Genomic DNA, 26,203 nt, shown 5'->3' on the forward strand with positions numbered 1-26,203 from the left:
CCTGAGTTCCCTCCTGTTTAGGGGGTGAAGCCGTTTAACGCCAGAGGGTTAGGTCCAATCCAGAACAACCTTGCCGGATCGACCTGATTTCATCTCGCCAAAGCCCTTGGCAAATTCATCAACCTTGAAACGGTGCGTGATCACTCGGCTGACATCCAAACCGTTCTGTAACATGGCAATCATCTTATACCAGGTCTCGAACATCTCGCGCCCATAGACACCTTTGATGGTGATGGCCTTGAATACGATGCGGGACCAGTCCACGGGGGATTTTCCAGGTGGGATGCCCAGCAGAGCGATCTTGCCGCCCATCACCAGTGCCTCGACCATCTGGTCCAGTGCAATTTGTGAACCTGACATCTCCAGCCCGACGTCAAAACCCTGCTGCATGCCCAGTTCGACGATCACGTCCTGCAAATCTTCCTTGGTCACATCGACAGGGCGCAATGTTGGCACAACATGCGCAGCCAGCGTCAAGCGGTCCGGATTGATATCGGTGATCACCACATGCCGCGCGCCTGCATGGCGGGCCACGGCGGCGGCCATGATGCCGATGGGGCCTGCACCGGTGATCAGCACATCCTCACCCAGCAGATCAAAACTGAGTGCGGTGTGCACAGCATTCCCCAACGGGTCGAGAATGGCTCCGATTTCGTCGGGAATGTCATCGGGCAGGGGCACCACGTTGAAGGCAGGTAGTTTCAGGTATTGCGCAAAGGCACCCTGTTCATTGACGCCGATTCCGCGCGTGCCGGGATCCAGATGGAACTTGCCAGCACGGCTTTGGCGGCTGTCGGTTGTGATCAGGTGCCCCTCGCCGGAGCAGCGCTGGCCGATCTCAAGCCCGGTCACGTTGCGCCCGATCTCAACGATTTCACCGGCAAATTCATGGCCGGTGATCATTGGGGTGGGCACAGTTGCGGCGGCCCAGTCGTCCCAGTTCCAGATGTGGATATCGGTGCCGCAGATGCCGGTCTTGTTGATGCGGATCAGCACTTCATCAGGGCCGATCTCGGGCACCGGGGCCTGCACCATCCACAAGCCCTCCTCGGGCTTGGATTTTTCCAGCGCTTTCATCGTATTGGGTCGCATCAGATGATCCCCAGCTCTTTGCCGACCTTGCTAAAGGCGGCCAGCGCACGGTCCAGCTCATCCTTTGTCAGCGCCGCATTCATCTGCGTTCTGATCCGTGCCTTACCGCGCGGGACGACGGGGAAGAAAAAGCCCGAAACATAAACGCCTTCGTCAAACAGCTTTGCGGCCACGTCCTGCGCCAGTTGTGCTTCGCCCAGCTTAACCGGGATGATCGGGTGTTCGCCGGGTAGAAGGTCAAAACCCAACTTTTCCAACCCCGCGCGCCAATATTTGGCGTTGCTGAACAGTTGCGCGCGCAGCATGTCGCCCTCTTCGACCAGACGGATGGCTTCGATCCCGGCAGCAACGATTGAAGGCGGCAGCGAATTTGAGAACAGATAGGGCCGCGCCCGCTGCCGCAGCAGGTCGATCACCGGCTGCGGCCCGGCGATATAACCGCCGATTGCCCCCCCAAGTGCCTTGCCCAAGGTTCCCGTCAGAATATCCACAGCGACACCGAAATGATCCGGTGTACCGGCCCCGTTCGGACCCATGAATCCGGTGGCATGGCAGTCATCGACCATGACAATGGCGTCATATTTGTCCGCCAGTTCGCGGATTTTCGGCAAGTTAGCCAGATAGCCATCCATCGAAAACACACCGTCTGTCGCGATCATGATGTGACGCGCGCCGTCCTCGCGTGCCTGCTTCAGCCAGGCCTCCAGATCGTTCATGTCGTTGTTCAGATAACGATAACGTTTGGCCTTGCACAACCGTACCCCGTCGATGATTGAGGCATGGTTCAGACCGTCCGAGATTATGGCATCTTCAGGCCCTAACAAAGGCTCAAACAGCCCTCCATTGGCATCAAAACAGGCTGCAAACAGGATCGCATCGTCCTTATTCAGGAATTGTGCCAGCTTCTGTTCCAGCTCACGGTGAATGTCCTGTGTGCCACAAATAAACCGGACCGAGGCCATGCCGAACCCTTTGGGTTCCATCGCGTCTTTGGCGGCGGCGATCAGTGCCGGATGATCGGCCAGACCCAGATAATTGTTGGCGCACAGATTGATGACCTGCCTGTCGCCCACAGTAATCTCGCCGCCCTGGGGCGAGGTGATCATTCGTTCACGCTTGTACAGACCCTCCGCTTCGATCTGCACGAGGGTGTCGGTGACATGGGACAGGAATGCATCTGACATGGCGATCTCCGTTCAACTGAGTCGCATGTCTAACATAACGGATGAAATTCCCAAATAGGGGAATTACAGTATGAAGGAAAAATTTCCGTAAAGGCGGAAATGCGCCGGTGTCAGGCGTTTTTGACGATCAGGAACACCCTTGCTGGCTTCTTGGCAGTAATTGAGTGCAGAACGTCGGCCGCGTATCGCGCGGTGTCGCCCTGGTTCAGTTCGCTGACGGCACTGCCCGAGGTGACGCGCACCGCACCTTCAAGTACCGTCAACTGTTCATGCGCGCCGCGGGCGTGTGGTTGGCTGTTCAGCGCGCCATCACTGTCAAAGCGGATATCGTAGACCTCGTGGCCACCGGCCTCTTCGGGCGGGGAGAGGATGCGGATGCGGCAATTCTGGCCCATATTGTCGATGCTGGGCACTTCGTCGCTGCGCAGGGTTTCGATCTGATCGGCGTTATTGGCCTCTTCCAGCAGGCCAGCGAAGTCCACCTGCAGGGCGCGGGTCAGGTTCCACAGGGTCGAGATCGTCGGGCTGCTTTCACCGCGTTCGATCTGGCTGACCATGGATCGGGACACGCCGCTGAGATTGGCCACAGCTTCCAGCGACAGGCCTTTGGCGCGGCGGGCCTCTTTCAGGCGGGCGGGCAGGCGCGTCAGGATATCGTCTGAATTTTCCGTCATGACGGAATCTCATGCGCGTTTGGTGGCCTCATGTCAATTCCGCTTGTGACGGTACGTCCTATGGGACAGTTCCAATGGCTGGATGCATAGTGCCCGCAAATCCACGAGGAGAAGAGACATGAAAGATATCGTCATTCTTGATGGTGCGCGCACCGCGATTGGCACATTTGGTGGCGCCTTGGCTTCAACTGCGCCGATTGATCTGGCGACCGTTGTGACTGAAGCGGCGATGGAGCGATCTGGAGTTGCGCCCGAGCAAATCGGCAATGTGGTGTTTGGTCATGTCATTAATACCGAACCACGCGACATGTACCTGTCACGCGCCGCGGCCAAGCAGGCCGGTATCCCCGTTGAAACGCCCGCGATGAACGTAAACCGTCTGTGCGGGTCCGGTGCGCAGGCGATTGTGTCGGCGGTACAGTCCCTGATGCTGGGCGACGCCGAATTCGCTGTAGCTGGTGGCGCCGAAAGCATGTCGCGGAGTCCGTATATCGTGCCACAGGCGCGCTGGGGAGCGAAGATGGGCGATGTCACCTCGATGGATATGATGCTGGGCGCGTTGAACTGCCCGTTTGGCACTGGCCATATGGGCATTACGGCGGAAAACGTTGCTGATGAGCACCAGATCACCCGTGAGCAGATGGATGAATTCGCGATGGCCAGCCAAACCCGTGCGGCGGCTGCGCTGGAGGCGGGGTATTTCCAAAGCCAGATCACGCCGGTTCAGGTCAAGGTCAAGCGCGACATGGTCGATTTCATGGTCGACGAGCATCCCAAACAGACATCCGCCGAGGCGCTGGCCGGGCTGCGTCCTGCCTTCCGCAAGGATGGCCGGGTGACGGCAGGCAACGCGTCGGGCATCAACGATGGTGCGGCGGCGATGGTACTGGCCACGGCGGAGGCGGCCGAGAAGGCCGGCTTGAAACCCAAGGCACGCATTCTGGGCTATGGCCACGCAGGCGTACGCCCCGAGGTGATGGGCATTGGTCCGGTTCCTGCGGTGCAAAACCTGATGGCGCGGACGGGCCTGACGCTGGGTGATTTCGATGTGATCGAAAGCAACGAAGCCTTTGCCGCGCAAGCGTTGGCCGTGAACAAAGAGCTGGGCTTGGATGCCGCCAAGGTAAACCCGAATGGCGGGGCGATTGCGCTGGGCCATCCGGTGGGTGCAACCGGTGCGATTATAACGCTGAAAGCCCTGTATGAGCTGGAGCGCACGGGCGGGTCCAAGGGTTTGGTCACCATGTGCATCGGTGGCGGTCAGGGCATTGCCATTGCCTTTGAGCTGCTCTGAAACCGAACCAAGCAGGGGGGCTGTCTGGCCCCCATAGCACCTGTGGCGCAATTCCCCCCGAAGGTATTTTTGGCCAGATGAAGCGGGCGGGATTGGGTTTAGCTGAAGCTTGTCAGCAATAGGACGAGGGCCGCGCCGGTAGCGGCACCAATGGTGGCGGGCAAGGCAACGGACCATAGGCGCGACGGTGTCGGCTCATCTTTTTGGGTTTGGGAAATCAATGCGTTTTCCACCAGTGCTGGAAGCCGCGGACCAAACCGGGCCAGAACCATTGCCGTTTTGCCAAGATCGCGAAGTGCGGCGCGGGGGCCGATGGATTGTTTGATGTAGTCTTCGACCACGGGCCGGGCGACTTCCCAGATGTTCATTTGCGGGTCGAGTGAACGCGCGACGCCTTCGACCACGACCATTGTACGCTGAAGCAGGATCAGCTCGGTACGGGTTTCCATGCCGAAGCGTTCAGTGACTTCGAACAGATAGCTGAGCAACCGTCCCATTGAGATATGGGTGGCGTTCATACCAAAGATCGGCTCTCCAACCGCGCGCAGGGCACGGGCGAATTCATCGACATCCTGGTTGGCGGGGACATATCCGGCCTCGAAATGCACCTCGGCCACGCGTTTGTAATCGCGGCGGATAAAGCCAAAGAGAATCTCGGCATAGACCCGGCGGGTGTATTCGTCGATATGGCCCATGATGCCATAGTCATAGGCAATGATATCGCTATTTGCCGCGACCTTCAGGTTACCCTGGTGCATGTCAGCGTGGAAATAGCCGTCGCGCAGAGCATGCAGCAGGAACAGGCGCAGCACGCGTTCGGCCAGATCGCGGCGGTCATGACCGGCTGCATCCAGTGCGCCATTGTCGCCCAGCGGGATGCCATCTGCCCAGCTGAGTGTCATTACCCGACGCGCCGACAGGGACCAGACCACGGGGGGCAACCAGAAACCGGCATCGTCCTTGGTGTTAGCGGCATATTCCGAGGCAGCCGAGCTTTCCAGACGCAAGTCCAGCTCGCCACGCACGACGCCGTCGAAATGTTCGATCACTTCCATCGGGCGCAGGCGGCGCGCGCCGGGGGCGAAGAGTTGCACGATTCGGGCAGCGAAATAGAACGCATCAACATCCTTGCGGAAGGCACGTTCGATCCCCGGCCGCAAAACCTTGACGGCGACATCCTCGCCTGTGCTGACCAACTTGGCCTTATGGACCTGGGCGATTGAGGCGGCCGCAATCGGTTCGCTGAACTCATCGAATATCTCGACGACGGGTTGACCAAGCTCTTTCTCGACCTCGGCCATGGCCTCGGCCTTGGAGAACGGGGGCAGTTTGTCCTGCAGCACGCGTAGCTGTTCTGCCAGTTCGTCTCCAACCACGTCGGGCCGCGTGGACAGAACCTGACCGAACTTGATATAGGCAGGTCCCAGGGCGGTGAGGGCACGGGTGGCTGGGGGCATCGACGGATCGCCTTTGTAACCCAGCCATTGAAAGGGTTTGCCCAGGGTGTGGGCCAGAACGCGCAGGGCGCGTGGTGCTTCGAACGCGTCCAGAACGACATTCATGGCACCTGTCCGTTCCAGCGTCGCGCCGGTCCGGATCAAGCGGATGATATTGTGAGGGCCGCGCATCAGATTTTCCAGCCGGAATGCAGCGCGGCAATGCCCATGGTCAGGTTACGGTATTTCGCGTTGTCGAACCCGGCGGTGCGGACCATGTTCAGGAAAGTATCCTGATCCGGGAAATTACGGATCGATTCGACCAGATACTGATAGCTGTCATAATCATTGGCGATCAGCTTCCCCATGCGCGGGATGACATTGAAACTGTAGAGGTCATAGAGTTTCTGCAGCCCGTCATTGGGCAACTGGCTGAACTCCAAAACCATCAAGCGGCCGCCGGGTTTCAATACGCGGTAGGCCTCGTTCAATGCCTCTTGCGGACGGGTCACGTTTCGGATGCCGAAGGAGATCGTGTAGACGTCAAAGGTGTTATCCTCGAACGGCAGGGCCATCGCATCGCCTACCACCCAATTCAGACTGTCCGACATCTGATCCGCCTCGGCCCGCTGTCGGCCTTCGATCAGCATCGGCTCGGTCAGGTCCAGAACGGTGGCATGGCCACGGCCTGCGCGTTTCAGGAACCGGAACGAGATATCGCCGGTACCGCCCGCCACATCCAGCAGGCGCTGACCGGGGCGTGGGGCCAGCCAGTCCATCATTGCGTCTTTCCAGATCCGGTGAATGCCCATCGACATGACATCGTTCATCACATCGTATTTTGAGGCGACCGAGTTGAACACGCCCTGCACGCGCCCGGCCTTGTCGGCCTCGCGCACGGTTTCGAACCCGAAATGAGTGGTCTTGTCGCTGTTGTCGGACATTTGCCTTGCCGTTTGTCGAATTTCGCCTCTGTTATAGGGCGATAAGAACCGGGCACAATGCGGCCCTTTGGAATAGGAGCCAGGAAATGCCCGAATTGCCCGAGGTCGAGACAGTAAGACGCGGCCTGTCCCCGGCGATGGAAGGTATCGTGATCGAACAGGCGGATGTAAATCGCCCCGATTTGCGCTGGCCGTTTCCTGACCGGATGGCCGAACGGTTGACCGGCCAGCGGGTCGATCGGTTGCGGCGGCGGTCCAAGTACATTCTAGCTGATCTTAGCAGTGGCGAAACGTTACTGATTCATCTGGGCATGTCCGGGCGGATAACGGTCTCGGGTGATCCACTGGGCCAATTTGCGCATACCCATCCCATGCCCGAGAAACATGACCATGTGGTGTTTCACATGGCCAATGGTGCTCGGATCACCTTCAATGACCCACGTCGGTTTGGTGCGATGGACCTGCTACCTACGGCAACCGCCGAGCATCATAAGCTGTTATCGGTCCTGGGACCGGAGCCGTTGGGCAATGATTTTCATGAACAGCATCTGATCGAAGCGTTCAAAGGCAAGAACACACCGGTCAAATCAGCGCTGTTGGATCAGGGAATCGTTGCAGGACTGGGCAATATCTACGTCTGCGAAGCGTTGTATCGGGGTCGAGTGTCGCCACGTCGCAAAGCGGGACAGATTTCTTCTACCCGCGTTGCCGCGTTGGTTCCGATCATCCGTCAAGTGCTGCAGGAGGCGATCGAGGCAGGTGGATCGTCACTGCGGGATTTCCGGCAAGCCGATGGAGAACTTGGATATTTTCAGCACAGCTTTGATGTCTACGGGCGCGAGGGTGCGCCCTGCAGGACAGGGGGTTGCGGGGCAGAAATCAAGAGAATCACCCAGTCCGGTCGCTCATCCTTCTATTGTGTGCAATGCCAAAGATAGCTTGATCCAAGTTTTTCGCGTGGTAAGGAATCGTACCTGAACGGAACAACCGGAAGCTCTAACTCATGGCTTTTGAGACGATCATCGTCGAAATCGAAGACCACGTCGCCCTCATCAAACTCAACCGCCCCGATGCGATGAATGCGCTGAACACTCAGTTGCTGGGTGAATTGTGCACCGCGTTGGAAGAGGCGGATGGAAACGACAAGGTACGCTGCGTCGTCATCACAGGCTCGGACAAGGCCTTTGCCGCAGGTGCGGACATCAAGGAAATGTCCGAGATGAGCTTTGTTGACGTCTTCACTGTCAACCTGTTTGCCGAGGCCAACGATCGTATCTCGGCCATCCGCAAACCTATCATTGCAGCAGTTGCGGGTTATGCGCTGGGCGGTGGCTGTGAATTGGCGATGCTGTGCGATTTCATCATTGCCGCCGATACTGCCAAGTTTGGCCAGCCTGAAATCAATCTGGGCGTTATTGCAGGGCTGGGCGGCAGCCAACGTCTGACCCGGTTCGTTGGCAAGTCAAAATCGATGGACATGAATCTGACCGGTCGCTTCATGGACGCGGAAGAGGCTGAACGTTCTGGTCTTGTCAGCCGGATTGTACCGGCCAAGAAGTTGATCGAAGAAGCCATTGGCGTGGCCCAGAAAATTGCCGAGAAATCGCAACTGTCGACCATGGCGGCAAAAGAGGCGGTCAACCGCAGCTATGAAGTGCCGTTGAGCGAAGGTATGTTGTTCGAGCGCCGGGTGTTCCATTCGATGTTCGCCACCGAGGACCAGAAAGAAGGCATGGCAGCCTTTCTGGAAAAACGCTCGGCTCAGTTCCGGGACAAGTAAACCGGCCACGAAATATGTATCGAACAGGCGGGCTGAGCCCGCCTTTTTCTTGCCCGCGGTTCAGCAGTACAGAATCGGCTTGGCAAAGCCTCAAAACTTGTCTATGCACCGCCGCTATACATGCGCGTGCGGCCCGCTTGGCCCGACTCACACTCGTGATTCTGATCCGGTGCGGATATCCGCGGCGCGCATCCTACATAACCGTACCGAACAAAGGTCAGAGACACATGGCAAATTCGCCCCAGGCAAAAAAACGCGCTCGTCAGAACGAAAAGCGTTTCGCCGTTAACAAAGCGCGTCGTTCGCGTATCCGCACCTATCTGCGCAAAGTAGAAGAAGCAATCGCATCCGGTGACAAGGACGCAGCAACTGCCGCTCTGCGCGCAGCTCAGCCCGAACTGATGCGCGGCGTCACCAAAGGCGTCTTCCACAAGAACACAGCCTCCCGCAAAATGTCCCGTCTGTCGGCCCGCGTCAAAGCGCTGGGCTGAGTCTTTATGTGACCTAGGGTCACGTAAGCATGGCTGAACTATTCCGAAGGGCGTCGCATATCGCGGCGCCCTTTTGCTGTTGCCAGAATACCGCGTCTTCACGTTGCCGAGAGATTCTTTCGCACAAAGACCCGAGTCAATATCAGAGTTTCGTTGCCGCAGACGTCGGCCTCTTGTTACCACTGATACAGCGATTCACTCGCTTGGGGGGACAGGCTGTTCCTGCGATTGTACTGACGGGCATCAGAGCGGTCGAGGAACGAATGTTGGCATCCGGATAAACCGGTTTGCTGATCTGCTGAGGGTCTTGGGGTAACCGAGGATCCGAGCCCTGTCTAAAGATAAGATTGCGAAGCGCAGGCCGCTTTTCGGGATATTCAGGTGCTGGATGTCACGAGTTTGGATTGTGCTGACTTTCAGGGACAAACCCGCCAAACTTCTGCGGTTTGGCACAGGGTATCCTTTTGCGAGTGACATCGTGATCCGGGCGACCGGGGCTTAGTAATAAGGCCGACAGGCCAATAAAGAATGGGATGCGTGAGGCGCTTAATGACACAAGAGAAATGGGGACTACTGCGTAACAAACTGCTCAAGGCGATCGGAAAGAACAACTATACCACCTGGATCGAGCCTCTTGAATTCCAAGAGCTGCAGGACGGTGTAGCGGTGTTCTCGGTTCCGACGAACTTTATGGGCAATTATGTGAGCCAGAATTTTGCGGATCTTATCCTGTATGAGATGAACACCGCCGGAGAATCTGTACAGCGCCTCGCGTTCCGAGTGGCAGCGAACTCTCCGGTACGTCCTTCGAACGACGTGGCAACTGCGCCTGCCCGCGTTCAGGAAGCGCAAACGCAGACTTTATCCGCGACCGCGAATGATGCGTTGGAATCCCTGCAGGCGGCGCCGTTGGATTCTCGTTTCACGTTTGACAGCTTTGTGGTCGGCAAGCCCAACGAGCTGGCCCATGCCGCCGCGCGTCGTGTGTCCGAAGGTGGCCCCGTGACTTTTAACCCGCTGGTTCTGTATGGCGGTGTCGGCTTGGGTAAAACCCACCTGATGCATGCCATCGCCTGGGAACTAAAGACTAAACATCCCGAATTGAATGTTCTGTACCTGTCGGCGGAACAGTTCATGTACCGCTTTGTGCAGGCGCTGCGGGAACGCCGGATGATGGACTTCAAACACCTGTTCCGTTCGGTCGATGTGCTGATGGTTGATGACGTCCAGTTTATCGCTGGAAAGGATTCGACTCAGGAAGAGTTCTTTCACACGTTCAACGCGCTGGTAGACCAGAACAAACAGATCATCATCTCAGCCGACCGCGCCCCGGGCGAGATCAAGGACCTGGAGGACCGTGTGAAATCACGCCTGCAATGTGGTCTGGTCGTCGATCTGCATCCCACTGATTACGAACTGCGTCTGGGCATCTTGCAAACCAAGGTTCAGCAATACAGCCGCACCTATCCTGACGTGACTATCGTAGATGGGGTGCTGGAATTCCTGGCCCATCGCATCTCGACCAATGTGCGTGTTTTGGAAGGGGCCTTGACCCGGCTGTTTGCCTTTGCCTCGCTTGTCGGGCGCGAGATCGACATGGAGCTGACGCAGGATTGCCTGGCGGACGTGCTGCGCGCGTCAGAACGCAAGATTACCGTCGAAGAGATTCAGCGCAAAGTGTCAGAATATTACAATATCCGCCTTAGCGACATTATAGGCCCCAAGCGGTTGCGCTCCTATGCGCGCCCGCGTCAGGTGGCGATGTATCTGTGCAAACAGCTGACCAGCCGCTCTTTGCCCGAGATTGGCCGTCGGTTTGGCGGACGCGATCACACCACGGTCATGCATGGCGTCAAACGCATCGAAGAACTGAAGACAACCGATGGCCAAATCGCCGAAGACGTGGAAATGCTGCGTCGCGCGCTGGAAGCCTGAGTATCTTCTAGGCATTAAACAGGCGCCCCGGATCCTGATGGCCGGGGCGTTTTTTTGTGCGCAATAGTCCACGGTTGGCTATGAACTGTGACCGCAGGGTCACGCGCCTCTTGACCCTGCGGGCAAACCGACTCAGAAATCCATAAAAAATCCTTGTGCCTCAGGGCGGAGGCGCTAACGTGCCAGTCCCGCCCATTTTCGGCACGCAAGTCAGAGGAATTAAGGGTATGAAGATCAGCATCGAACGCGGCACCCTTCTCAAGGCCGTTTCCCAGGCCCAATCCGTCGTCGAACGACGCAACACGATCCCTATACTTGCTAATGTTCTGATCGAGGCCGAAGGTGATCAGGCCATGTTCCGCGCCACCGATCTGGATATCGAAGTGGTCGACAAGGCCCCTGCGCAGGTGGAAAAGGCCGGCGCCACCACGGTTGCCGCCACAACCCTGCACGAGATTGTGCGCAAACTGCCCGATGGCGCGTTGGTCACCCTGACCGCCGACAGTGCGGCGGGTCGCCTGACGGTTGAAGCCGGGCGATCGAACTTCTCTCTGGCGACTCTGCCGAAAGAAGATTTCCCGGTTATGGCCTCATCGGAATACCAGTCGAACTTTACGGCTTCGGCAGCATTGCTGCGCCGTTTGTTCGACAAATCGAAATTCGCCATCTCAACCGAAGAGACGCGGTACTATCTGAATGGCGTCTATATGCATGTTTCAGATGGCTCCGAAGGCGGCAAGGTGCTGCGCTGTGTGGCCACCGATGGTCACCGTCTGGCGCGCATTGACGCAGACCTTCCGGATGGGGCTGCGGATATGCCCGGCGTGATCGTGCCACGCAAAACCGTGGGTGAGATGCGCAAGCTGTTGGATGATGACGAGATGGATATCGCCGTTTCCGTCAGCGAAACCAAGGTGCGTTTCGCAACGCCGGATATTACGCTGACCTCGAAGGTGATCGACGGCACATTCCCCGACTACACACGGGTCATCCCGCAGGGCAACACGCGGCAACTGGAAGTGGATGCGGCTGAGTTTGCTCAGGCCGTCGACCGGGTTGCGACGGTCTCGTCTGAACGTTCGCGCGCGGTCAAGCTGCAGCTGGATACGGATAAACTGGTTCTTTCGGTCAATGCCCCGGACAGCGGTGCCGCCGAAGAAGAGCTGGCCGTCGCTTATTCAGATGAACGGCTCGAGATCGGTTTCAACGCAAAATACCTGCTGGAGATTGCCTCTCAGGTGGATCGCGAAAACGCGGTGTTCCTGTTCAACTCCGCTGGTGATCCGACCCTGATGCGCGAGGGCAATGACCTGAGCGCGGTCTATGTGGTCATGCCGATGCGTGTCTGATCGGCTTTGGGGGCTGATCGCTGAGGAAAGAGAGGGGTCATGACCTTGGCCCTGACCGAACTGACGGTCTCGCATTTTCGCTCTCACAAACTGGCGCGCCTGTCGCTGGATGGCCGCCCGGTTGCCATTCACGGACCCAACGGCGCGGGTAAGACCAATATCCTTGAAGCTGTTTCGATGTTTTCACCCGGCCGTGGCATGCGGCGGGCCAGTGCTGCCGAGATGACGCGTCGCCCCGAGGCGCTGGGCTGGAAGCTATCCGGTCTGCTGCAAGCACAGGGACAGCATTACGAGATCGAGACATGGTCCGAAGGCGGCACGGCGCGGCAGGTTCGGATTGATGGCAAATCCGCCAGTCAGATTGATCTGGGTAAACTGGCGCGGGTTGTCTGGTTGATTCCTTCGATGGATCGGCTGTGGATCGAGGGGGCTGAGGGGCGGCGGCGATTTCTCGATCGCATCGCGCTCAGCTTTGATCCTGCCCACGCCGAAGCCTCACTGATTTATGAAAAATCCATGCGCGAACGCAACCGGCTGCTGAAAGAACAGGTGCGCGATGCCCATTGGTACGCCGCGCTCGAGGGGCAGATGGCCGAAACCGGACATCGCATCCATGTGGCGCGCATGGCCGCTCTGGATCATCTGCGCACAGCACAGGATCAGGCCGAAACGGGTTTTCCATCGGCTGATCTTGAGCTGGTTCAAACCGAAGGTGCCATGCCGGAAACGGCGGATGATCTGCGAGAGGGGCTGAATGAAAGCCGCTTTCGCGATCTGGCGGCGGGGCGCACACTGGTCGGGCCACACCGGTCTGACCTGTACGGCGTCTTTGCCGCCAAGGGCGTTCCGGCCAAGGATTGCTCGACCGGTGAGCAAAAGGCGCTGCTGGTCTCGCTGATCCTGTCCAACGCGCGCGCTTTGGCCGGGATGATCGGGGCACCGCCGATTGTGTTGCTGGATGAGGTTGCCGCCCATCTGGATGCCGGGCGCCGCGCCGCGCTTTATGAAGAGATTTGCGCGTTGGGGGCTCAGGCCTGGATGACGGGCACCGGGCCTGAACTGTTTGCAGAATTGGGGGACCGCGCCCAGACCTTGGTTGTCACCGAAGGTGATGAGGGCTCGATCGTCGATTAGGCCGGTTCGCTGACCTTACGTTCCCACAAGAAGCCGCGCATTACTTCGTCGACTGGGGTCTGTGCCATGTGGTTGACGTAATTCGACATGGTTTTCTGCGCCAGGCCCAGCACCACGTCCAACACGGCGCGGTGCGAATAACCAGCGTCAAAGAAGGCTTGCAGCTGCGCCTCGGTGGGATTGCCACGGGTCTGCATCATCTGCAGCGTAAATGTCCGCAGCGCCTCGAGCTTGGCATTGGGCAGCGCGGTTTCGTTGCGCAGCGCTTCGGTGATGTCATCCGACACCTTCATCATCTTGGCGATGCCGGTATGGGCGGGCACGCAATAGTGGCACTCGTTCTCGACATTGATGGTCTGCCAGACGACGGTTTTTTCGTCATTGTCGAAATCGGTCTGCATGAAGAGGCCATGTAGAACCTGGTAGCCTTCCAGATGCTGTGGGCTTTCGGCCATCACCTTATGCAGGCCGGGCAAGCGGCCAAACGCGGCCTGAGATTTTTCCAACAGAGGTTTGGACCCTTCGGGGGCGGTGGTCAGGTCGTGGGATGGGAAATCGGCCATGTGGATGCTCCATTTTTTGATGTCTGAGTCGGAAATAGTCTTTCTTGAGCGATCACTCAAGTATATATTTGAGTGACCGTTCAATAATTGGTGATGTCGATGCCCCGCAAACCTGCCTATGACCGAGACGCGCTGATCGCGCAGGCCCGCGACATATTCTGGCGCCATGGCTGGGCCGGGACGTCGTTGAAGGATCTGGAGCGCGAGCTGAAGTTGAAGCCAGGCAGTTTCTATGCGGCCTTTGGGTCAAAAGACGCGCTTTATGCGCTGGCGCTGGAACGTTACACGCAGGACGGTGTAGCGCGGCTGACAGCGCTGGCAGAAGACATCGGGCCGCTGGCCGCGTTAAAGACGCAGCCGCAGATTGTGATCGATTCCAGCCAAACGCCGGTGCAGGCCTGTATGCTCGCCAAGACCTTTGCCGAATTGCAGGCAAGGGATCACCAGCTAGCGCAGAAAGCCAGCCGGCATATGGCTGAGATGAAGCAATGTTTTGCAACGCTGTTTAGGCAGGCGCAACAGGCCCGAGAGATCGGTCCTGACCACGATCCAGAGCGGCTTGCGGCGCGCTATCAATCCGACCTGTTGGGCCTGCGATTGTCCGCTGAACGCAGAGACGTCGACGCCAAGGAAATCGCCGCAGATATCGCCGCAGACCTCGATCAGCTTTGATCGGCTGAAAATCCAAACTCTGGCACAAAATATTGGGGGATCGCGTGACATTCCCCACCAGAGAACGTATAAGTTACCAAAATAATATAGGTACTAACGGCATGTCCGAAGACGCACAGGCACCGCAAGAATACGGCGCGGATTCAATCAAGGTTCTCAAAGGCTTAGAGGCAGTTCGAAAGCGCCCAGGCATGTATATCGGCGACACCGATGATGGCTCGGGTCTGCACCATATGGTGTATGAGGTTGTCGACAACGGAATTGACGAAGCTCTGGCCGGTCATGCCGACCATGTGACAGTGAAAATTCACGCCGATTCCAGCGTCTCAGTCAGCGACAACGGTCGCGGAATTCCGGTGGATATCCATCACGAAGAAGGCGTGTCCGCCGCCGAGGTCATCATGACCCAGCTGCATGCGGGCGGTAAGTTCGACAGCAACTCGTACAAAGTGTCTGGTGGTCTGCACGGCGTGGGCGTTTCGGTTGTGAATGCGCTGTCCAACTGGTTGGAACTGCGCGTCTGGCGCAACGGAAAAGAACATGTCGCCCGGTTCGAAGGGGGCGAAACCGTCGAGCATCTGAAAGTGGTCGGCGAATGTGGCGACCGTACGGGGACCGAGGTGCGCTTTCTGGCCTCGACCGATACGTTCTCGAACCTCGAATACTCGTTCGAGACGCTGGAAAAGCGCCTGCGCGAGCTTGCCTTCCTGAATTCGGGTGTGCGGATCATCCTGGTCGACGAACGCCCCGCAGAACGGCTGGAAACTGAGCTGTTTTATGAGGGCGGCGTGAAGGAATTCGTCAAATACCTCGATCGATCAAAGTCGTCTGCCATGCCCGAGCCGATCTATATCAAGGGTGAGCGGGACGATATCGGTGTCGAAATCGCGATGTGGTGGAATGACAGCTATCACGAGTCAGTTCTTCCCTTTACTAACAACATCCCTCAGCGCGATGGCGGTACTCATATTGCGGGTTTCCGGGGTGCGCTGACCCGCACGATCAACAACTATGCCCAATCCAGCGGCATTGCAAAAAGGGAAAAGGTCAGCTTTACGGGCGATGACGCGCGCGAGGGCCTGACCTGCGTGTTGTCGGTCAAAGTACCGGATCCAAAGTTTTCCTCACAGACCAAAGACAAGCTGGTCAGTTCCGAGGTCCGCCCGGCGGTCGAAGGGATGGTGAACGAGAAGCTGGCTGAATGGTTTGAGGAAAACCCAAATGAAGCCAAAATCATCGTGGGCAAAATCATCGAGGCTGCTCTGGCCCGTGAAGCCGCACGAAAAGCCCGTGAACTGACCCGCCGCAAAACGGCGATGGATGTGAACTATCTGGCCGGCAAGCTGAAGGATTGTTCCGAGAAGGACCCGTCAAAGACCGAAGTTTTCCTGGTCGAGGGGGACTCGGCTGGTGGCTCGGCTCAGACGGGGCGGGATCGTTTGACACAGGCCGTGTTGCCGCTGCGTGGGAAAATCCTGAACGTGGAGCGTGCACGGTTCGACCGGATGCTGTCGAGCCAGGAAATCGGCAATCTGGTAATGGCGCTGGGCACGGGCATTGGCCGCGATGAGTTCAATATCGAAAAGCTGCGCTACCACAAGATCGTTATCATGACGGATGCGGATGTGGATGGTGCACATATCCGGACGCTGTTGTTGACCTTCTTCTTCCGGCAGATGCCAGAGCTGATCGAGGGCGGATACCTGTATATCGCGCAGCCGCCGCTTTATAAGGTCGCGCGCGGTAAGTCCGAGGTGTATCTGAAAGATCAGGCGGCATTGGATGACTACCTGATCAATCAGGGCGTCGAGGGTGCGGTGCTGAAACTGGGTTCGGGCGAGGAATTGTCCGGCCAGGACTTGGCGCGCGTGGTTGACGAAGCGCGCCAGCTGAAACGCGTTCTGGATGCATTCCCGACGCACTATCCGCGCCACATTCTGGAACAGGCCGCCGTGGCCGGTGCCTTTGTCCCCGGTGCGGTTGATGCCGATCTGCAAGGCGTGGCCGACAAGGTCGCAGCCCGTCTTGACCTGATCGCATTGGAATACGAACGTGGCTGGCAGGGTCGGATCACGCAGGATCACGGCATCCGCCTGGCTCGTATTCTGCGCGGCGTTGAAGAGGTGCGTACGCTGGACGGCCCGATGCTGCGCTCGGGCGAAGCGCGCAAGACCGGCAGCTTTACCCAAAGCCTGCAGGAAATCTATAACACATCCGCAACCCTGATCCGCCGCGACCGGTCGCAGGCCATCCACGGTCCGCTGGATCTGTTGCGTGCCATTCTGGAAGAGGGTGAAAAGGGCCTGTCCCTGCAGCGCTATAAGGGACTGGGCGAGATGAACCCAGATCAGCTGTGGGAAACCACGTTGGACCCGGATGCACGGACTCTGTTGCAGGTGCGGGTGAATGATATGCTCGAAGCTGATGACCTGTTTACTAAATTGATGGGCGATGTCGTGGAACCGCGCCGTGAATTTATACAGAAAAATGCTCTGAGCGTCGAAAATCTGGACTTCTGAATTTTTGTAGGTGCTCCCAAAGCTTTGCATTTCGCCTAAAGATTTGCATCTTTGGCCCAAAACATTGGGCGCAAAAGCCACGCACAGAATTTAGAATTCAAAGCTAATTGCGCACAGCGCAAATTTTGGTTGGTCCCATGCCATAGACGTGGCCTCCGTGAAGCTTGAAGTTTGCCGCTTCCAACCCAAAGTGGACAAGAACAATCTACGTCAAGAGCGGAATGCGGACTTCCGCCGTAGTTTTCTCAGATGGCGGCTGTAGGCTACAAGATAAGCGGGTGCTATTGCTTAAGGTCAGCGATGCCCAGGAATCCGGACTTTGCAAAATTCAGCGGACGGCCCAATTCGGACGTGGCCCGATGGGCGTCGTTGCTGCGGTGCAGCCCGCCAAGCCAGCCATTCGCCGCGAGCGCAACGCTAGAAACTAATTCGACGCGAGCACATGACCTTGCCGAAACCACCTGCCAAGAGGCCGGAGATTGTTCCATTGTCGATTTCCAGATCGACTTTTATCAGGCTCGGACTCGCCGGGTTCATAAACACCCCTTGTTCGATTTGAAATGATCGTTGAGATGATACGACAAAGTCGTGCAATACACATGCTAAGGGCCCCGCAGCCATCCCCGTCGCGGCTTCTTCCTCAATCGCGTATCGGGGCGCAAACATGCGGGTTGTAGCGTCTCGGTCGGTCGCCGATGGGTCTCTTGTGAAGACGTAGTAGCCGATCAAATCCAGTCGTTCGCTGATTTGCGTGATTTTGGCAAAATCTGGTTTCACATTGGCAAGACCATCGGCATCAGCGAGGCCGATGACAATGAAACTATTACCGGTATTGACTAAAACCGGTGGTATTTCCTGATCAAGATGATGTCTGTTGATCCCAAGGGAGTTCAGTACATCGTCGATGTTTACACCTTTTTCCACCCATTCCTCTGGTATCGCGTATTTTGGGGCCAGCTGTTCCATATAGGCGGCACCCTCTTTCATTAGTATGCGCCTTGGCCCATCAACTGTCTCCTTCGAGGTGTTGGGATTGGGAATCCGGCCCAGCGCGTCAAGGTGAGAGAAGGCGGCAATTGTTGCATGACCGCAATGAGCGATGCGCCTGTTCGGTGTGAAGAAATCCAGTTTGAAGCCCTCTGTCTTGGACTGCGACACAAAGGCCGTTTCGGACAATCCAACCCTTGCCGCGACGGTTTGCATATCCTGTTCGCCCAATTCATCAGCATCCAGGACGACGCCTGCGGGATTTCCACCGGCGCCACCGTCGACAAAGCCGTGTACGATTTCAACCGTTACCTGTCTGACAGTATTTGCTTGCGTATTCATTGGTTTTCTCCATGCGTCGGCCGCACCTTTGAGCATGGTGCGGCCAGTTTTACGTCAGTTGCTGGCGGCGGTGATGCGGTTCAGAAAGGCGGTCATTTGCGCCGCAATCTCGGGCCCATATTCTTCCAGCGCGAAGTGACCCGTATCGAGCAGATGAAACTCGAGATCATTCAGATCGCGTTCATAGGGATAGGCGCCTTCGACCGGAAAGATGTGATCATTCTTACCCCACATCAGTAGCGCCGGGGGTTGATGCTTCCGAAACAGCGCTTGCCATTTTGGGTACTCGGCAACATTGGTGCCGTAGTCTAGGAAGAGTTCAAGTTGCACCTCTTGATTACCTTCGCGGTCGAGCAGGTATTGGACATGCCAATAATTGTCGGGACTGATCAGTTCCGGTTTTTTAACGCCGTGGGTGAACTGCCATTTGGTTGCATCCAGAGTGAGGAATCCACGAAGCTGGTCGCCGTTCTCTTGCGATGGCTCGGCCCAATAGGCTTTGATTGGATCCCAGAACTCGCGCAGCCCTTCCTTGTAAGCATTCCCGTTTTGAATGATGAAGCCGGTTACCCGCTCGGGCTGTTCCGCAAACATTCGGAAACCAACCGGGGCACCATAGTCCATCAAATAGACCGAGTACTGTTCGACTCCCTTCCGGTCGAGCAGCGATGTCATCATTTCGGAGATATTCGCGAAGGAATACTCGAAGCCTTCGGCCTTTGGCATCTCCGACGCTCCAAATCCGGGAAAATCGGGTGCGATCACGTGGTAGTGCTTGGCCAGTTCAGGGATAAGGTTGCGGAACATATGTGATGAGGTCGGAAAGCCGTGAAGCAGCAGGACAGTAGGTCTGTTTGGATCTCCTGCTTCACGATAGGCGATAGCGATATCGCCGATTTCTTCCGTGCGGAAGCTGACAGCCTGCGTGGCTTCAATTCCAGTCTCTGCGGCGATTGCTGGCGCCGGTGTAAATGGCGCAGCAATGGAAAGTGCGAGAATGCTGGCGCTCAGGACGGATTTCAGATTGCGCGACATGGATGTTTCCTTTCTTCAGGTTACGGCGTGCGTGCTTGAACGCGCGGGGCTTGATATCGGTCAGTTTTGCTGACTCAGTGCCTCTTCGAGCCTTGCGTTTCGAGCTTTCAGTGCTTCCAGCTCAGTGCGAAGCGGGACGAGGTAATCTTCAAATTCTTCAAGGGTCAGGCGTTGGGGGATGTGCTGCGGGCAGTTCCAGTCCATCGCCTCAAGCTTGATCACAATCGCCCGCTCAGGATGAGCGCGATAGCCCGGCTCACTCAGGCGCTGCATCAGCGCCGGATCGGCATTGGCATCAATGAGTTTCGCCCGACCCCAGATCTTGAGGCGTCGCTGATTGGGATAATCCATCAGGATCAGCGAGATTCGGTCATTGCCCAGCAGATTCCCAGTGCTGAGATATTGCCGGTTGCCGCGGAAATCGGCGTAGGCAAGTGTCCGTTCATCCAACACTTTCAGAAAACCCGCTGGTCCACCGCGAAATTGTACATAGGGCCAGCCGGTTTCCGAGACTGTTGCCTGATAGAAGCCGTCTCTTTGCCCGATGAACCTGGCCTCGACCGGGCAGATTGAGTCCTCCTGACGCGTGCCGTCCAGAAACTTCGCGTAGCCGTTAGCTGACCCGTTTTTGGCCTGCGTTTCGCGAACGGAGGGCGTGAAGCTGATCTCTGCAAAGGGTCGTGCCATTGAATTCTCCATCTCGGCCTGGGCGATGCCCTGGGACTGAGGTGAAGTTAATTGGAGCTTTCAAGTTGCGGAATTTGGATACTTGGCAATATATTATTCAAAAATATGGAATAATATCTTGGACAGATTTCACGCGTTAAAAGTCTTTGTGAAGGTCGCCGAACTAAAAGGTTTCGCTGCTGCGGCCCGCGACCTCAACATGTCACCACCGACAGTGACCCGAATGGTTTCTATGCTTGAGGACAGCCTCGGGCTACGTCTTTTTGTACGCACAACGCGCTCAGTGATGCTGACTGATAGCGGGCAAAGGTTTTTTGAGGATGCCAGACGTATTCTAGCTGACCTTGAAGAGGCCGAGCGCGCCGCTGTCGGTTCCTATGCCGAACCGACCGGGGAAATTAGTGTTACTGCATCAGTCCTGTTTGGCCGTATGTTCGTCACTCCAATTTTGGGCGAATTTCTGGATCTGTATCCAAAGCTCTCAGCGCGCACGCTCTATGTGGACCGAGTGGTCAATCTGATTGATGAGGGTCTCGACGTCGGGATCAGAATTGGCAACCTCGCTGATTCCAGTTTGATGGCTGTCAGGTGTGGTACGGTGAGGCAGGTCGCGTTTGCTTCCCGTAAATATCTTGACCAATATGGCGAACCAGATACGCCCGATGATTTATCCTGCCATGCAATCATTAATTCAACTGCCTTGAATGCATCGGCCCAATGGCATTTTCAACGGGGCAGAAAGACTGTCACCAAACGCATGAGCCCACGCATCAGCATGAACACAAATGACGCTGTGATCGAGTTGGCCTTGCAAGGTCATGGTGTCGGGCGGCTTCTGTCCTATCAAGTCGCACCCTACATTGCAAATGGGCGGCTCAAGACTGTTCTAAAGTCGTATGAACCACCCGAAGTCCCCATCCATCTTGTGCATCAAGAGGGACGAACCGTGTCTGCGAAGGTGCGCACCTTTGTTGACTTTGCTGTCGGACGTCTAAAATCAGATCCCCTTCTTGTCGGGAATCAAACACAGGTCCAAAAGCAAGATTAACAAATGGGCGGGCGTCGCGCTATTCAGCCACTGCCGCGACCGAGGCGATCCATGCATTTGGCACAAAGGCATCATCCAACGCGGTTTCCGCCACATGGTTCGTATAGTTCGACAGGGTTTTCAACGCTGTGCCGAGGATGACTTCCAGCATAGATCGGCGTGTGTAACCAGCCGTCAGAAACGCTTCGACCTGTGCGTCGCTGGGCCAGCCTCGGCTTTCGTTGATCACGATGGCGAATTTGCGCAGTGCTTCCAATTTGGGGTCGGCGATAGGGCTGCCATCGCGTAACGCTGCGATCACGTCTTCGGGGACACCGGCCATCTGTGAAAGAGTGGTATGGGCGGCCATGCAGTACTTGCACCCGTTCAACCGGTTGTTAGTCATAAGGATGATCTGGCGCTCAGTCTCTGACAGGCTGGTCTTTCCAAAGATGCTGGAAAGTGTCTTATAGCCTTCCAAAATTGCGGGCGCTTCGGCCATGGCCGCATAAAGGTTGGGTACAAAACCATATCCTTTCAGCGATGCTTCCAGAATTGGTTTCGCGGTATCAGGGGCTGAGGCGATTGTATATGTCTCAAAATCAGTCATGTCTGGTTTCCTTTGGGAAGAGTTTTCGACACACGCGAATTGTCATTGCGGACAGGGTGTCTTGGAGAAATGCCGGCCTTTTGGGGAGGGGAGAGGCAGCGGTGGCTCCGACCGGCAAAAGCCACCAAATTCCTCGATCAAAGGCTGCCGACAGGCGTGTGGTGGATGTCTGCCCACTTGGCATGGGCGCCTTGGATCACGGTCTCTTTGTCCTCAAGGTACTTCTTGAAGATTTCTTCATTCACAAAGAGATAGAGCTTGTCGTCCACGATATCGGTATACCGAACATCGCCATCAAGCTTCTTGCCTACATAGACGCCAAAGGCGCAGAACCCGCCGAATTGAGGCAGATGTGCCGTCGGATCCGCCTCGAATGTGGCTTTCGCTGCCTGCGACGCAAAATAGTAGTCCACTCCATCATGGGCCGATGTAAAAGTGGCGTTGCCCATTTCGGGTATTTCGGCTTCAAACATCGATACAGGATCGACGCCATGCATGCCGAGGGGCTGCCCAGTCAAGGTAAGACTGTTCGAAACGTTGTATTCATCGTCGGCCAATGCCGCCGCCGCCAGGGCGAGAGTCAACGCTGTTGTAAGCGTGGGAAATGTAAAGATGCGTGTCATGATATGTCCTTTCAGGATGCTAGGATCAAATTTGAAGATCGATTTGGGTCAGGCCGATTGGCCAATGCGCTCAACCGCGTCGTGGGTCCACCAGACGCCGTTGGCGACCATGCGGAAGTTGATGATGGCAGCGAGATACCCGTCACCTTCAGGCACCTTGGCCCCGGCTGTGGCATCGCGAACGACAGCGACTTCGTAGCCCAGCTCCAGCAGCTCGTAGAGATGCGCCTGCGTACACAGGTTCGCCGACATCCCCGCGAGGATCACCTTGTCGATCTTGCGTTTACGCAATTGCAGGTTCAGGTCATTCTGAGCAGGGCTGTAAACCTTGTGTGGCGAGCAAATGATGGTTTCGCCATCCTCGATGTACTTCTTGTATTGCGGCATCCAGTCGGCACCTGAGCCCTCGAAGTTGTCCAAATTGAGCGGTCCCAGGCGGTCAAACATGCCGATGCTGTGCATCGTCGCTTCCAGAGTGCCCTCGAACTCCCATTTGTGGTCATGTGGGTAGTAATAGTGGGGCGAGATGAAGACCGGCATCCCCGCAGCCTTGGCGGCAATGAAAAGCCGTTCGATATTGTCGACCGTGCCCTGTTCGGTCACGCTTTCGCCAACGACGCCCCACGTCACACCGTCCTCTGACAAAAAATCAATCTGGGGGTCGGTCACCACAAGCGCAGTACGCCCCGGCTCGATGGTCATGTCGATTTGGGGAAGGCCTGGATTTTCCGGGTCAGCATAGTAGGCGCGTGCTTCGTCGGTCGCGGCAAGGGCCTGCCCGCCAGCCACTATTGTTGTACCTGCCGCGGCCGCACCGGCGGCTTGTTGCAAGAGTCGCCGGCGCGCCATATCAACGCGTTCGGGCGTAACGTCGCAAGCGCAGCTTGCTCCATGTTTGTGGTCATGATTGCTCATTGCAAATTTCCTTTGTCTGAGAGGGGCAAATGGGTTTGCTTTACTCGGCAGCGCCCCAGGTGGATCTGACAAAGAAGAAGTTATGCACCACATCGATTGAGGTATCGGCCCGCCCTGCCAAGGTTTTGGCCGAACCTGCCATGTGGTCTTGAGGTGTGTGCCTAGTCGGAGGTCGCTTGCTGCCTGAATCGTGCCGGAGCCTGGCCAACCCAGCGCTTGAAGGCGCGGCTGAACGTGCTCTGTTCCGAAAACCCGGTCATAAAGGCGATCTCGGCTATGGAAGCCTTACCGTCACGGAGCAGGTCACGAGCAAGTGCAACTTGTGCCTGACCAAGAACGTCGCGATAGGTCAGCCCTTCCTCGGCCAACCTGCGGTAAAGCGTGCGCTCGCTCATTCCCATCTCTTGTGCGACATGCGCTGCTTGCGGCGCGCCGTTACTCAGGGCCGGTGTAAGCCAGTGGGCAATTGCTTGGCTCAGTGAGGTGTCGTCATCGCGAGAGTTGAACTCCTCATCCAGGTGCTTCGTCATGAAATCTGACAAGCCCGGATCGCCAAGACGATTTTCGCTTTCCAGCATAGCAGGGCGCATAGCAATGGCGTTGTGGCCGCTCCCAAATCGAACCGGGCACCCGAAATATTCGGCGTAACGCTCTGGTTCTTGTCTGCATGGATGCTGAAACGTGACATATGCGAGCGACAACCCATCACCCACAAACCGATGCATGTTCCTCGCAAAGGCCGCAAGCGCGCATTCGTTGCGCAGCTCCAAGGCAGCGCGATGTGATGTTTGTCCCTCAAAAATCCAAAGGACCGGATCGCCGGTTTCATCAAGTCTGTAAACTGCGGTGTCCGTTACGAGACGAAAATAACGCTCGATCCGTTGCAAAGATTGCCGCAAGGTCGGAGCTGTCTTTACGGCTAGGCCAAGGACGCCGAGATCATCGGTCGCAATCGCGTTCGCATAGGCCTCAACCAACGCGGCCTCGTCCGCTTGTTGCGTACGAATCCAATCGATCAGATCGAAATACGCATCATCCGCCAATTGGCCGTCTTGAGCTTCTGGTAGACGCAGCACGACAGCGCCATTCGAAATCAGGGCGCCATCGTCGTTTAGCGTCATCCCGGCGGCGTTGGCCATCGCGCGGGCGAATGCGTAAGTTACACTTGCCATACAGTGAGATTAGCACTGGAAAGCTCTTTCACGCCAGATCGTCCAACCCTGTGATAGGTATAATAAATAGAGACAGCCTCGATCTTCGGGCGCTTGAGGATAAATGCGCCAAACTGATAACACTCGTCATCAGGTTTTCTGAACGGTATCGTCCGAAAGCGTGCGGAAGCATGCAGCCATAGAGGTCATGGTAGATGGGCGAAATTTTCATATCTGTGCTGCTGCCGCTCGCAGTTGTTGTCATCATGTTCTGCCTTGGCCTCGGACTCACAGCGGCTGACTTTCAACGCATCGGACGACGTCCACGGGCCTTTTGCGTCGGCGCTCTCAACCAGATCATTTTGCTGCCTTGCATCGCTTTGATGGTGACTTTTATCTTTGGGATTTCCGCTGAGGCAGCCGTTGGCATCATGATTTTAGCGGCCTGTCCGGGCGGGGTGATCAGTAACATCGTGACCAAGCTTTCGAATTGGGATGTCGCTTTGTCCGTTACTCTTACAGCAGTCTTCAGTCTGACTTGTGTCGTTACCGTACCGCTCATCCTGGGGTTTTCGATGCAGATGTTCATGGGGGCAACTGCGCCCGCTATCGACATTTCTTCGACGGCTTTAGCAATGTTTTTTTTAACAGCTTCACCGATCCTAGCCGGGGTGATCGCGCGATCCTTGGCGCCGCGAATTGTAGCTGCGGTCGAACCAATCTTTAGCAAGGTCTCTATGCTACTTTTTGCGATGGTCATCGGAGGCGCTATCATTTCAAACTGGGTGGTGGTCGCGGATAACTACCTTAGGCTTGGACCCGCACTTTTTGTTGTAGGTGCGTCACTCACGTTTATTGGCATCATGAGTTCAGGGATGCTCGGATGCACAGACATCGAGGCGAAGACGATTTCAATTGAGACCGGCGTTCAAAACGGAGCTTTGGGAATCGCAATTGCTACTTTGCTGTTGCCTAACACCAATGGGTTAAGCGAATATGCCATACCATCCGCAATTTATAGCGTGGTCTGGATCGTAACAATGTTGCCTGTCTTCGCCCTCCTTGCGCGAAGAAGCCCAATTTCATGATCCTGACGCCTATTCGCTAGCTTTGGTTATGCGCTGAGCCAAGCCCCTTTGTTTCCATGCCAGAGCGCCGTCTGGTCAAAGAGCGACCAAGGAGCTCCAAAGCCCGTTGTGGAACGGCCGCTTTGGCGATTTTCCCTGTTGAAGGGAAGAGCTGTTGTTGCCAGTGCGGTGGATCCTGCGTCGGCGAAGGTGTAGACGCCAAGGTCAGTTTTGTCCGCAAGTCGGAATTGCAAAGTCTTGGATTAAGTGTCCGGATTGGGCTGGACCTGCCAAACATGCTTGCTGCGGAGAATGGCCGCATCGAGCCCACTTTGACCGATGCTGATCGATGCCCCAATGACAGAAATGCGCAGAAAGCTGACTTTGCAAAGTTGCCGTTCAAAGTTTCGCTTGCCCAATCCGACCGGCCCAGATGGTCAGAGGCTCTTCGTGGAAGTGCGGCACTTTCGATTGTTGGCCTATTCGAAGCAAATTTAGGTACGGAGCATTGTCGGGCTACGTCAGCCAACGTAAACGCCAGGGAATAAGGGCAATACGAAATCCAATTAACCAGATGACAATTGACGAACTTTTGGTCGATTAATCTCATTGTTTGAGCAAAACCTACCCAGCGAGCTTCAGCGCTGCTTTCGTTTGACCGAGATAATGCATCCGGAATGCTTCGGGTGCCG

The 26,203-nt window shown here is 56.5% G+C and carries 24 protein-coding genes; 11 read left to right on the forward strand and 13 right to left on the reverse strand.

Features of this window, described 5'->3' with window-relative positions; all coding sequences use genetic code 11:
- Nucleotides 1-48 precede the first annotated feature (48 nt).
- The 3 genes from tdh to AC2FIZ_RS13130 form a co-directional block, all read right to left on the reverse strand.
- Nucleotides 49-1,077 carry an L-threonine 3-dehydrogenase gene (gene tdh, locus AC2FIZ_RS13120; protein ID WP_496751027.1) on the reverse strand — a complete coding sequence of 343 codons (1,029 nt, stop codon included), beginning with the start codon at nt 1,075-1,077 and terminating at the stop codon, nt 49-51.
- A gap of 14 nt (nt 1,078-1,091) precedes the next feature.
- Complete coding sequence (locus tag AC2FIZ_RS13125; protein ID WP_496689849.1) at nt 1,092-2,276, reverse strand: glycine C-acetyltransferase; 1,185 nt, start codon at nt 2,274-2,276, stop codon at nt 1,092-1,094.
- 110 nt (nt 2,277-2,386) lie between these two features.
- Entirely contained in the window at nt 2,387-2,950 is a 564-nt protein-coding gene (locus tag AC2FIZ_RS13130; RefSeq protein WP_271950762.1) for a helix-turn-helix domain-containing protein, read from the reverse strand.
- Nucleotides 2,951-3,068: 118 nt separating this feature from the next.
- Here AC2FIZ_RS13130 and AC2FIZ_RS13135 point away from each other — a divergent pair, with 118 nt between their 5' ends.
- Nucleotides 3,069-4,244: an acetyl-CoA C-acyltransferase family protein gene (locus AC2FIZ_RS13135; RefSeq protein ID WP_281973592.1), complete on the forward strand. Its 1,176-nt coding sequence runs from the start codon at nt 3,069-3,071 to the stop codon at nt 4,242-4,244.
- A 98-nt stretch (nt 4,245-4,342) separates the two neighbouring features.
- Here the strand turns inward: AC2FIZ_RS13135 and ubiB are convergent, their stop codons facing one another.
- Together ubiB and ubiE are read right to left on the reverse strand one after the other, a co-directional pair.
- On the reverse strand, nt 4,343-5,872 hold the full coding sequence (gene ubiB / locus AC2FIZ_RS13140) for a 2-polyprenylphenol 6-hydroxylase (protein WP_281973593.1): 1,530 nt from the start codon (nt 5,870-5,872) through the stop codon (nt 4,343-4,345).
- The gene (gene ubiE / locus AC2FIZ_RS13145; RefSeq protein ID WP_142638232.1) at nt 5,872-6,624 is read right to left on the reverse strand and encodes a bifunctional demethylmenaquinone methyltransferase/2-methoxy-6-polyprenyl-1,4-benzoquinol methylase UbiE; all 753 of its coding nucleotides are present in this window, start codon (nt 6,622-6,624) and stop codon (nt 5,872-5,874) included. The genes ubiB and ubiE overlap by 1 nt, the downstream gene beginning before the upstream one ends.
- 86 nt (nt 6,625-6,710) lie before the next feature.
- Between ubiE and mutM the strand changes: the two genes are divergently transcribed.
- From mutM to recF, 6 genes are all read left to right on the forward strand, one after another.
- Nucleotides 6,711-7,562, forward strand: coding sequence for a bifunctional DNA-formamidopyrimidine glycosylase/DNA-(apurinic or apyrimidinic site) lyase (gene mutM / locus AC2FIZ_RS13150; protein WP_281973594.1), 852 nt, complete (start codon nt 6,711-6,713; stop codon nt 7,560-7,562).
- A 65-nt stretch (nt 7,563-7,627) separates the two neighbouring features.
- Nucleotides 7,628-8,404 carry an acryloyl-CoA hydratase gene (gene acuK / locus AC2FIZ_RS13155; protein ID WP_142638228.1) on the forward strand — a complete coding sequence of 259 codons (777 nt, stop codon included), beginning with the start codon at nt 7,628-7,630 and terminating at the stop codon, nt 8,402-8,404.
- 227 nt (nt 8,405-8,631) lie between these two features.
- Nucleotides 8,632-8,895: a 30S ribosomal protein S20 gene (rpsT, locus tag AC2FIZ_RS13160; RefSeq protein ID WP_142638226.1), complete on the forward strand. Its 264-nt coding sequence runs from the start codon at nt 8,632-8,634 to the stop codon at nt 8,893-8,895.
- A gap of 549 nt (nt 8,896-9,444) precedes the next feature.
- Nucleotides 9,445-10,830: a chromosomal replication initiator protein DnaA gene (dnaA, locus tag AC2FIZ_RS13165; RefSeq protein ID WP_142638224.1), complete on the forward strand. Its 1,386-nt coding sequence runs from the start codon at nt 9,445-9,447 to the stop codon at nt 10,828-10,830.
- A 227-nt stretch (nt 10,831-11,057) separates the two neighbouring features.
- Nucleotides 11,058-12,179: a DNA polymerase III subunit beta gene (gene dnaN / locus AC2FIZ_RS13170; RefSeq protein WP_271950744.1), complete on the forward strand. Its 1,122-nt coding sequence runs from the start codon at nt 11,058-11,060 to the stop codon at nt 12,177-12,179.
- A gap of 39 nt (nt 12,180-12,218) precedes the next feature.
- Entirely contained in the window at nt 12,219-13,313 is a 1,095-nt protein-coding gene (gene recF, locus AC2FIZ_RS13175; protein WP_496689843.1) for a DNA replication/repair protein RecF, read from the forward strand.
- On the opposite strand, the gene AC2FIZ_RS13180 is transcribed toward recF, so the two are convergent.
- Nucleotides 13,310-13,876, reverse strand: coding sequence for a carboxymuconolactone decarboxylase family protein (locus AC2FIZ_RS13180; protein ID WP_142638218.1), 567 nt, complete (start codon nt 13,874-13,876; stop codon nt 13,310-13,312). The genes recF and AC2FIZ_RS13180 overlap by 4 nt on opposite strands.
- A 99-nt stretch (nt 13,877-13,975) precedes the next feature.
- Between AC2FIZ_RS13180 and AC2FIZ_RS13185 the strand changes: the two genes are divergently transcribed.
- Nucleotides 13,976-14,548: a TetR/AcrR family transcriptional regulator gene (locus tag AC2FIZ_RS13185; RefSeq protein WP_282027287.1), complete on the forward strand. Its 573-nt coding sequence runs from the start codon at nt 13,976-13,978 to the stop codon at nt 14,546-14,548.
- A gap of 101 nt (nt 14,549-14,649) precedes the next feature.
- The gene (gene gyrB, locus AC2FIZ_RS13190; protein WP_142638216.1) at nt 14,650-17,067 is read left to right on the forward strand and encodes a DNA topoisomerase (ATP-hydrolyzing) subunit B; all 2,418 of its coding nucleotides are present in this window, start codon (nt 14,650-14,652) and stop codon (nt 17,065-17,067) included.
- A 417-nt stretch (nt 17,068-17,484) separates the two neighbouring features.
- Here gyrB and AC2FIZ_RS13195 read toward each other — a convergent pair whose 3' ends face one another.
- The 3 genes from AC2FIZ_RS13195 to AC2FIZ_RS13205 are packed head-to-tail and all read right to left on the reverse strand — an operon-like array spanning nt 17,485 to nt 20,118.
- Complete coding sequence (locus tag AC2FIZ_RS13195) at nt 17,485-18,432, reverse strand: PhzF family phenazine biosynthesis protein (protein ID WP_282027266.1); 948 nt, start codon at nt 18,430-18,432, stop codon at nt 17,485-17,487.
- An 18-nt stretch (nt 18,433-18,450) separates the two neighbouring features.
- Nucleotides 18,451-19,431, reverse strand: a complete 981-nt coding sequence (locus tag AC2FIZ_RS13200; RefSeq protein WP_281973664.1) for an alpha/beta fold hydrolase — start codon at nt 19,429-19,431, stop codon at nt 18,451-18,453.
- Between the two features lie 60 nt (nt 19,432-19,491).
- Nucleotides 19,492-20,118: a pyridoxamine 5'-phosphate oxidase family protein gene (locus tag AC2FIZ_RS13205; protein ID WP_496791121.1), complete on the reverse strand. Its 627-nt coding sequence runs from the start codon at nt 20,116-20,118 to the stop codon at nt 19,492-19,494.
- A 118-nt stretch (nt 20,119-20,236) separates the two neighbouring features.
- On the opposite strand from AC2FIZ_RS13205, the gene AC2FIZ_RS13210 reads away from it, so the two are divergent.
- A complete protein-coding gene (locus AC2FIZ_RS13210; RefSeq protein ID WP_496791123.1) occupies nt 20,237-21,166 on the forward strand; it encodes a LysR family transcriptional regulator in 930 nt (309 codons plus the stop codon).
- Nucleotides 21,167-21,185: 19 nt separating this feature from the next.
- Here AC2FIZ_RS13210 and AC2FIZ_RS13215 read toward each other — a convergent pair whose 3' ends face one another.
- The 4 genes from AC2FIZ_RS13215 to AC2FIZ_RS13230 all read right to left on the reverse strand — a co-directional run bounded on the left by AC2FIZ_RS13215 (nt 21,186) and on the right by AC2FIZ_RS13230 (nt 24,432).
- Nucleotides 21,186-21,755 (reverse strand): carboxymuconolactone decarboxylase family protein, encoded by a 570-nt coding sequence (locus AC2FIZ_RS13215; protein ID WP_496791124.1) that lies wholly within the window; start codon nt 21,753-21,755, stop codon nt 21,186-21,188.
- A gap of 137 nt (nt 21,756-21,892) precedes the next feature.
- Nucleotides 21,893-22,378: a YHS domain-containing (seleno)protein gene (locus AC2FIZ_RS13220; protein ID WP_496791128.1), complete on the reverse strand. Its 486-nt coding sequence runs from the start codon at nt 22,376-22,378 to the stop codon at nt 21,893-21,895.
- 48 nt (nt 22,379-22,426) lie between these two features.
- Complete coding sequence (locus AC2FIZ_RS13225; protein WP_496791130.1) at nt 22,427-23,293, reverse strand: cysteine hydrolase family protein; 867 nt, start codon at nt 23,291-23,293, stop codon at nt 22,427-22,429.
- 161 nt (nt 23,294-23,454) lie between these two features.
- The gene (locus AC2FIZ_RS13230; RefSeq protein ID WP_496791132.1) at nt 23,455-24,432 is read right to left on the reverse strand and encodes an AraC family transcriptional regulator ligand-binding domain-containing protein; all 978 of its coding nucleotides are present in this window, start codon (nt 24,430-24,432) and stop codon (nt 23,455-23,457) included.
- A 227-nt stretch (nt 24,433-24,659) separates the two neighbouring features.
- On the opposite strand from AC2FIZ_RS13230, the gene AC2FIZ_RS13235 reads away from it, so the two are divergent.
- Complete coding sequence (locus AC2FIZ_RS13235) at nt 24,660-25,532, forward strand: bile acid:sodium symporter family protein (RefSeq protein ID WP_142639611.1); 873 nt, start codon at nt 24,660-24,662, stop codon at nt 25,530-25,532.
- The last annotated feature ends 671 nt before the right edge of the window (nt 25,533-26,203 follow it).

It is taken from the genome of Ruegeria sp. CDSB022, from assembly GCF_059611145.1.